Raw genomic sequence first — 6,892 nt, forward strand, 5'->3', positions numbered from 1 at the left:
CTACGACCGCCGCAGTTCGAAGGTGGTGGTGCCGACCTTCACGGGCGTGTCCAGCGGCACCTTGGTGGGCGCGCCGACACGGCGGCCGTCGAGGAAGGTGCCGTTGGTGGAGTCGAGGTCCTGGATCATCCACTCGTCGTTCCAGAGGAGAAGGCGCGCGTGGTGGGTCGAGGTGTAGTCGTCGCGGATGACCAGCGTCGACTCCGCGGAGCGGCCGATCGTCAGCGGGTCGCCGGTCAGCTCGAGCTCGGTGCCCCGCTTGGGGCCCGAGGTGATCACGAGGCGCTGCGCCGTGTGGACGGTGGCGGCGCCTCCCTGCTCGGCGCGCTCGGCGGCGGCCTCGCGGCTCCTCCGGGCCGAGGGGGCCGACGGGGAGGCGGGCTGCGCGGGCGCGGGAGCCGCGGCGGCCGCGGCGACCACGGGCTGGGCGGCCGTCACGAACGGGGCCTCGGGGGACGCGGCCTGCGTGCCGGGCGGCAGCTTGCGCACGCGCTGCCCGAACAGGTCGGAGCGCAGCGCGTAGACGATGCCGAACACGAAGAACCACAGCAGCGCGAGGAACGCGATGCGCAGGAGGAAGAGAGTGAGCTCGCTCATAGCCGGTCGTCCCAGAATCCCTCGGAGCCGCGTCCGGCTGCCCTGCCGGACGACGGGCGGTCGGTGCGTGCGGGCGCGGAGCCCTGCACGACGCGGTAGACGATCGAGGTGCGCCCGATCGTGATGGTCTGCTCGGGGGCCAGGGGCGCCTGCGTGACGGGCCGGCCGTCGAGCTTGGAGCCGTTCGTGGACCCGAGGTCGTGCACCTGGGCACGGGAGCCGTCCCAGAGGATCTCGACGTGCTTGCGGGAGGTGCCCGAGTCGTCGACGGTGATGTCGGCGTCGCTGCCGCGGCCGATGACGGTGCGCGCCTTCGTGATCGGGTGGCGCCGGCCGTCGATGTCGAGGACGGGCGTGTAGGCGACGGTGCCCTTCACGCTGCGGGAGTCGACCTCGACCATGCCGTCGCTGAGCGCCGGATCGACGGCGAGGGAGATGTCGATCGGGCCGGGGAAGCGGAAGCCCTGCTTGGTGGCGTGCTCGGTGGCGACCGTGGTGAGCTCGTCGATCAGGGTGGCGCCGAGGCGCTGCATCCGGTCGAGGTCGGTCGCGGACATCCGCAGGACGAGGCTGTTGGGGACGAGGATGCGGTCGCGGCTGACCACGGCGGCGGAGGTGTCGAGCTCCCGGCGGAGGGCGGAGGCGAGCTCGACCGGCTGCAGACCCGACTTGAAGGTCCGCGCGAACGCGCCGTTGACGACGCGCTCGAGTCCCTTCTCGAAGTTGTCCAGTATGCCCACAGTCTTCCGATCTTCCGGTTCTTCGCCTTCTCGGCGGTCGCGCACGGATCGAGATGTCTGCGCGCCCGTCGCCGCTTCCTCTTCTTGGTCTGCGCCGCGCACGGCTACGGGCATGTTACTGGGATGGTCTGGATGCGCGATCCTCCGCGGTGGTTTCGCGGCCGGAGTGCCGTGTGCGCGCTCTCACCGGGGCGGCCCGGTGGCGGCTCCCGGGGGAGCGACGGCCCGGGCGGCGGGTGCCGGTTCGGCTCGGAGGCCGGGGGATGCTACGATTTCTCGTCGGCGCTTCGGTGCCGCTGGTGAGCGCGAGTGGCGGAATAGGCAGACGCGCACGGTTCAGGTCCGTGTGCCCGAAAGGGCGTGGGGGTTCAACTCCCCCCTCGCGCACCAGAGTTCACGAGAACCGGAGTTCGTGAGAACCGGGTTCGAGAGAACCAGGCGAGAAGCCCCCGATCGGATGTCCGGTCGGGGGCTTCTCCCGTTCCCGGGTGCGGTGCGCTCCGGGGCGGGCTCCTGTCGTGTCGTTCTCGCGGACGGCGTCCCGCGGAGGCGCGGTGTTCACCGGGAGGTCGGCGGAAGGTCGTCCGGCGCGGGCACGCTCGCGTAGTGATCGCCCTCCGTGCCGACGTGTCCGCCCTCGATCCGCGGGCGCTGCCCGAGCTGCTCCGACGCCTCCGCCGGCACCGGAGCGTGCAGGTGGGGGAGTGCCAGTGGATCGCGGTGCTGCCCGGATCGGGCCCGGTGCTGCTGACCTCCGGCGACCGGCTCGTGCTCGACCTGCTGATCGAGCGGCGCGCGCTGCTCCCCGTGGTGATCGACGCGCTCGAGGCGGAGCTGCGCAGCGGCGGCTTCCGCGAGCGGATCGCGCTGCGCTGGAGCACGCCGGACACGGTGCCCGTGCCGCTGCGCTGACGAGCCGCGGTCAGCGGCGGGTGAGCTCCACGACGGGGATGGTGCGGGTGGTGCGCTTCTCGTAGTCGAGGAAGCCGGCGGAGGCGCTGGTGAAGCGGGCCCAGCCGGCGTCGCGCTCCTCCCCGGCGAGGACGCGGGCCCGGACGTCGACGGTGCCGTCGTCGGGGGTCTCAATCGCCAGGTCCGGGTGGGCGATCGTGTTGTGGAACCAGGCGGGGTGCTTCGGCGCACCGGCGGCGGACGCGGCGAGCAGCCAGACGTCCTCGGAGGGGTGCAGCGCCATCAGCGGAGTCACGCGCTCCTCGCCGGAGCGGGCGCCGCGGTGGTGCACCAGCACGAGGCTCCTCCCGAAGCCGCCCGTGGTCACGGTCCCGCCGTTCGCGCGGAACTCCTCGATGATCGTGTCGTTCCAGTCGGCCATGCTCGTCCTCCTCGACGCGGTGCCGGCACTCGAGTGCCGGGGTCAGGCGCGGGCGCCCAGAGCGTCCTCGCGGCTGCTGCTCCCACCCGGCGGCTGTGCGCCCCCGGTAACGGCGGCGGGATCCGCCAGCGCCCGCCGCCAGGGTAGCTCCGCGGCGCCGACGAGTTCCAGCCTCGAGCGCAGGGCCGCGCGCTCGATCCGCACGCCGCGCGCGAGGTCGCTCAGGGCGCGGGCCGAGACGCGGGCGGCGAGGCGCTCGCGGTCGACGGTGAGCAGCGAGCCGAGGAAGCCGCCGAGCACGACCGCGGTGGGGTTGAAGAGGTTGATGTAGGTGGACAGGCCCTCCGAGAGCAGGTCGACCTGGCGGGCGACCTCGCCGAGGACGGCGGGGTCGCGGGAGGTGCCCAGGGCGATGTCGAGCTCGTCCTGGTCGAGGACGCGGGCGCCGAGGACGTCGAGGAGGGAGCGCATCCGGACCTCGGCCTCGAGGCAGCCGCGCCGGCCGCAGCCGCAGAGGCGGCCGTTCGTGGCGACGAGGGTGTGGCCCAGCTCGGCCGCGAACCCCGAGGAGCCCTGGAGCGGGACGCCGCCGATGATGACCCCTCCGCCGATGCCGCCCGCGCCGCCGGTGACGTAGACGACGTCGGCCACGCCGTGCGCGGCTCCGAAGAGGGACTCGCCGATGGCGCCGAGGGTCGCGTCGTTGCCGACGGCGACCGGGAGGTCGAGGGCGCGGCTCAACTGGGTGGCGAGGTCGACGTCGCGCCAGCCCAGGTGCGGGGCGCGGTGGACGAAGCCGGAGTCGGCCTGGACGAGGCCGGGGACGGCGACGCCCGCGCCGACCAGCGTGCGGAGCGACTCCCGCTCGGAGCGGAAGCCCTCGACGATCCCGGTGACGACGCGGACCACCGTGGCCGGGCTCGCGGGCTTGGGGGTGTCGAAGCGGACGCGGCGCAGCAGCTCGCCGTGCAGCCCGACCAGGCCGACGATGATCGCGTCGGTGTCGAGGTGGACGCCCACGGCCGCGAACCGGTCGCCGGGGACGACGGTGGCGCTGGGGCGGCCGATGCGGCCGTCGGGCGCGGTGGTCTCCTCCGCCACCCAGCCGAGCTCGCTCAGCTCGCCGACCAGGTTCGCGACGGCGGAGCGGTTGAGCCCGGTGAGGCGGCCGAGCTCGGCGCGGCTGGTGGGACCGGAGCGGTGCACCAGCGTCGCGAGGCTCGCGAGGTTCGTGCGGCGCAGCAGCGCGTTGCTGGAGGCTCCGACTGCTCCTGCCATGATCGCCTGCCTGTCGCTGGACCCCGACGGGTCTCGGATGCACTCGGGCGCGGCTCCCCCGAGGAGAAGCCGCGCCCGAGAACTGTAGAAGAGAAGGACGAGGAGCGCCGCTGGGCGGCGCCCGGCGTTCGTCTAGCGGCCGCCGGCGCGGCGCTTGTTGAAGATGTCGAACGCCACCGCGAGCAGGAGCACGAAGCCCTTGATCGCCATCTGCCAGGCCGCGTCGACCGAGAGGATGGAGAGGCCCATGTTGAGCACGCCCATCACGAGTCCGCCGATGACGGCTCCGACGACGGTGCCCACGCCTCCCTGGACGGCGGCGCCGCCGATGAAGACCGCGGCGATCGCGTCCAGCTCGTAGTTCTGTCCGGCTGAGGCGACCGCACCGCCGGCGCGGGCGGTGCTGACGATGCCCGCGACTCCGGCCAGTGCGCCCATGTTGACGAAGATGAAGAAGTTGACCCACTTCGTCTTGACGCCGGACATCATCGCGGCGAACAGGTTGCCGCCCATCGCGTAGATGTGGCGGCCGAAGACCGTCCGGCCGAGCACGAAGCTGTAGGCGAGGATCAGCACGGCGAGCACGATCAGGATGATCGGGGTTCCGCTGTAGCCGGCGAGCAGCCAGGAGAGGGCCATGATCGCGATGACGGCGATGGCCGACTTCGCCACCAGCGAGCCGATGGGCTCGCGGGGCAGCTCGAGGCGGCGGAGGGTCGCGCGGCTGCGGAGCTGCTGGGCCACGAGGACGACGCAGACGATCAGGCCGAGGACCAGGGTGAGCGCGTCGCGCCCGGCGATGCCGCCGAGGACGCCCGGGAGCCAGCCGGCGCCGATCGCGGTGAACTCGGTGGGGAGGCCGTTGATCGTTCCGCCGGTGAGGAGGACGAGGGTGAAGCCGCGGAAGATCAGCATGCCCGCGAGGGTCACGATGAACGCCGGTATGCCGACGAAGGCGACCCAGAAGCCCTGCCAGGCTCCGACGGCGGCGCCGGTGACGAGGGCGACGACGACGGCCGCCCACCAGGGCAGGCCCCAGTTGTTCATCGCGATCGCCGAGATGGCGCCGACCATCGCCACGACCGAGCCGACCGAGAGGTCGATGTGGCCGGCGATGATGACCATCACCATGCCGATCGCGAGGATCAGCACGTAGGCGTTCTGCTGGATCAGGTTGTTGACGTTGCCGGGCAGGAGCAGGCGCCCGCCGGTCAGCACCTGGAAGAGCAGGATGATGATGGCCAGTGCGGCGAGGATGCCGTACTGCCGGAGGTTGATGTTCAGCCGGCGCGAGCGCTTGGGCGGGGTGGAGGGCGTGTTGGCGGGCGTGTCCGCCGGCGCTGTGGTGGTCGTGGCGCTCATCGGGCCTGTTCCTTTCCGGCGGTCATGTAGTGCATGAGGTGCTCCTGGGTGGCGTCGGCGCGATCGATCTCGCCCGTGATCCGTCCCTCGGAGATGGTGTAGATGCGGTCGGCGAGGCCGATCAGCTCGGGCAGCTCGGACGAGATGACGACGACCGCCTTGCCCTGGGCCGCGAGCTCGTTGATGATCCCGTAGATCTCGTACTTGGCTCCCACGTCGATGCCGCGGGTGGGCTCGTCGAGGATCAGCACGTCGGGACCGGAGAAGATCCACTTCGAGAGGACGACCTTCTGCTGGTTGCCGCCGGAGAGCTTCCCCGTGACGGCCGAGACGGTCGGCGCCTTGATGTTCATCTTCGATCGGTACGAGTCGGCGACCTTGTACTCGCGGTGCTTGTCGATCACGCCGAGCCGGGCCAGGCGCGAGAGCGCGGCGGCCGAGACGTTGACGGTGATGTCGCCGATGAGGTTGAGCCCGTAGCGCTTGCGGTCCTCGGTCGCGTAGGCGAGGCCGTTGCGGATCGCCTCGTCGACGGTGCGGGTCTGGATCTCCTCGCCGTCCTTGTAGACGCGGCCGGAGATGCCGGTGCCGTAGCTCCTCCCGAAGATGCTCATCGCGAGCTCGGTGCGTCCGGCGCCCATCAGGCCCGCGAAGCCGACGATCTCGCCGGCGCGGACGGTGAAGGAGGCGTCGTCGACGACCACGCGGTTGATGTCGACGGGGTGGTGGACCGTCCAGTTCTCGACGCGCAGCTTCTCCTCGCCGATCTGCGGGTCGCGCGGCGGGAACATGCTGTTGAGGTCGCGGCCGACCATCGCGCGGATGATCCGGCTCTCGGACGCCTCCTCGCCGGCCATCGGGAAGCTCTCGATGGTGCGGCCGTCGCGGATGATCGTGACGGTGTCCGCGATGGCGCGGATCTCCTTCAGCTTGTGGCTGATGATGATGCAGGTGATGCCCTGCTTGCGGAGCTGGTCGATCAGGCCGAGCAGGTGGTCGCTGTCCTCGTCGTTGAGGGCGGCGGTGGGCTCGTCGAGGATGAGGAGCTTCACCTCCTTGGCGAGGGCCTTGGCGATCTCGACGAGCTGCTGCTTGCCGACGCCCAGCTCGAGGATCTTGGTCGCGGGGCTCTCGGCGAGGCCGACGCGGGCGAGCAGCTTGGCCGCCTCCGCGTTGGTCGCGTTCCAGTTGATGACGCCGCGGGTCGACTTCTCGTTGCCGAGGAAGATGTTCTCGGCGATGGAGAGGTAGGGGCTGAGGGCGAGCTCCTGGTGGATGATCACGATGCCGTCGGCCTCGCTGTCGTTGATCGACCGGTACTGCGCCTCCTCGCCCTCGAACTCGATGGTGCCCTCGAAGCTGCCGTACGGGTACACGCCGGAGAGGACTTTCATCAGGGTCGACTTGCCGGCGCCGTTCTCGCCGCAGATGGCGTGGACCTCGCCGGGCTGGACCGAGAGCGAGACGCCGTCGAGGGCGCGGACGCCGCCGCCGAACTCCTTGACGATGTCGCGCATGATGAGGATGGGACTGGCCAACAGGGCCTCACTTCGTTGGGGGGGAGTGGTGTGCGGACGGGGAG

At 71.4% G+C, this 6,892-nt stretch carries 7 protein-coding genes and 1 tRNA gene; 2 read left to right on the forward strand and 6 right to left on the reverse strand.

Features of this window, described 5'->3' with window-relative positions; translation table 11 throughout:
- Both C5C39_RS15290 and C5C39_RS15295 read right to left on the reverse strand, forming a co-directional pair.
- A complete protein-coding gene (locus C5C39_RS15290) occupies nucleotides 1-597 on the reverse strand; it encodes an FHA domain-containing protein (RefSeq protein ID WP_104274437.1) in 597 nt (198 codons plus the stop codon).
- The gene (locus C5C39_RS15295; RefSeq protein ID WP_104225775.1) at nucleotides 594-1,337 is read right to left on the reverse strand and encodes a DUF3662 and FHA domain-containing protein; all 744 of its coding nucleotides are present in this window, start codon (nucleotides 1,335-1,337) and stop codon (nucleotides 594-596) included. Before C5C39_RS15295 ends, C5C39_RS15290 begins: the two co-directional genes overlap by 4 nt.
- A gap of 303 nt (nucleotides 1,338-1,640) precedes the next feature.
- Here C5C39_RS15295 and C5C39_RS15300 point away from each other — a divergent pair.
- Nucleotides 1,641-1,727, forward strand: a tRNA-Leu gene (locus C5C39_RS15300).
- 216 nt (nucleotides 1,728-1,943) lie between these two features.
- Nucleotides 1,944-2,249, forward strand: a complete 306-nt coding sequence (locus C5C39_RS15305) for a hypothetical protein (RefSeq protein WP_104282794.1) — start codon at nucleotides 1,944-1,946, stop codon at nucleotides 2,247-2,249.
- Between the two features lie 10 nt (nucleotides 2,250-2,259).
- On the opposite strand, the gene C5C39_RS15310 is transcribed toward C5C39_RS15305, so the two are convergent.
- The 4 genes from C5C39_RS15310 to mmsA all read right to left on the reverse strand — a co-directional run bounded on the left by C5C39_RS15310 (nucleotide 2,260) and on the right by mmsA (nucleotide 6,827).
- On the reverse strand, nucleotides 2,260-2,670 hold the full coding sequence (locus C5C39_RS15310) for a nitroreductase/quinone reductase family protein (RefSeq protein WP_104353780.1): 411 nt from the start codon (nucleotides 2,668-2,670) through the stop codon (nucleotides 2,260-2,262).
- Nucleotides 2,671-2,712: 42 nt separating this feature from the next.
- A complete protein-coding gene (locus C5C39_RS15315; RefSeq protein ID WP_104222655.1) occupies nucleotides 2,713-3,948 on the reverse strand; it encodes an ROK family transcriptional regulator in 1,236 nt (411 codons plus the stop codon).
- Between the two features lie 132 nt (nucleotides 3,949-4,080).
- Nucleotides 4,081-5,310, reverse strand: coding sequence for a multiple monosaccharide ABC transporter permease (mmsB, locus tag C5C39_RS15320; RefSeq protein ID WP_104222654.1), 1,230 nt, complete (start codon nucleotides 5,308-5,310; stop codon nucleotides 4,081-4,083).
- The gene (gene mmsA, locus C5C39_RS15325) at nucleotides 5,307-6,827 is read right to left on the reverse strand and encodes a multiple monosaccharide ABC transporter ATP-binding protein (RefSeq protein ID WP_104222653.1); all 1,521 of its coding nucleotides are present in this window, start codon (nucleotides 6,825-6,827) and stop codon (nucleotides 5,307-5,309) included. Before mmsA ends, mmsB begins: the two co-directional genes overlap by 4 nt.
- Nucleotides 6,828-6,892 lie beyond the last annotated feature (65 nt).

The sequence above is a fragment of the Rathayibacter sp. AY1F3 genome (assembly GCF_002931975.1).
Classification (GTDB): Bacteria; Actinomycetota; Actinomycetes; order Actinomycetales; family Microbacteriaceae; genus Rathayibacter.

Bases quoted from the DNA above. Each gene is read 5' to 3' on its own strand.
- mmsA (WP_104222653.1), bottom strand. From the start codon at position 6,827: ATGCGCGACATCGTCAAGGAGTTCGGCGGCGGCGTCCGCGCCCTCGAC.
- C5C39_RS15310 (WP_104353780.1), bottom strand. From the start codon at position 2,670: ATGGCCGACTGGAACGACACGATCATCGAGGAGTTCCGCGCGAACGGC.
- C5C39_RS15315 (WP_104222655.1), bottom strand. From the start codon at position 3,948: ATGGCAGGAGCAGTCGGAGCCTCCAGCAACGCGCTGCTGCGCCGCACG.
- C5C39_RS15290 (WP_104274437.1), bottom strand. From the start codon at position 597: ATGAGCGAGCTCACTCTCTTCCTCCTGCGCATCGCGTTCCTCGCGCTG.
- mmsB (WP_104222654.1), bottom strand. From the start codon at position 5,310: ATGAGCGCCACGACCACCACAGCGCCGGCGGACACGCCCGCCAACACG.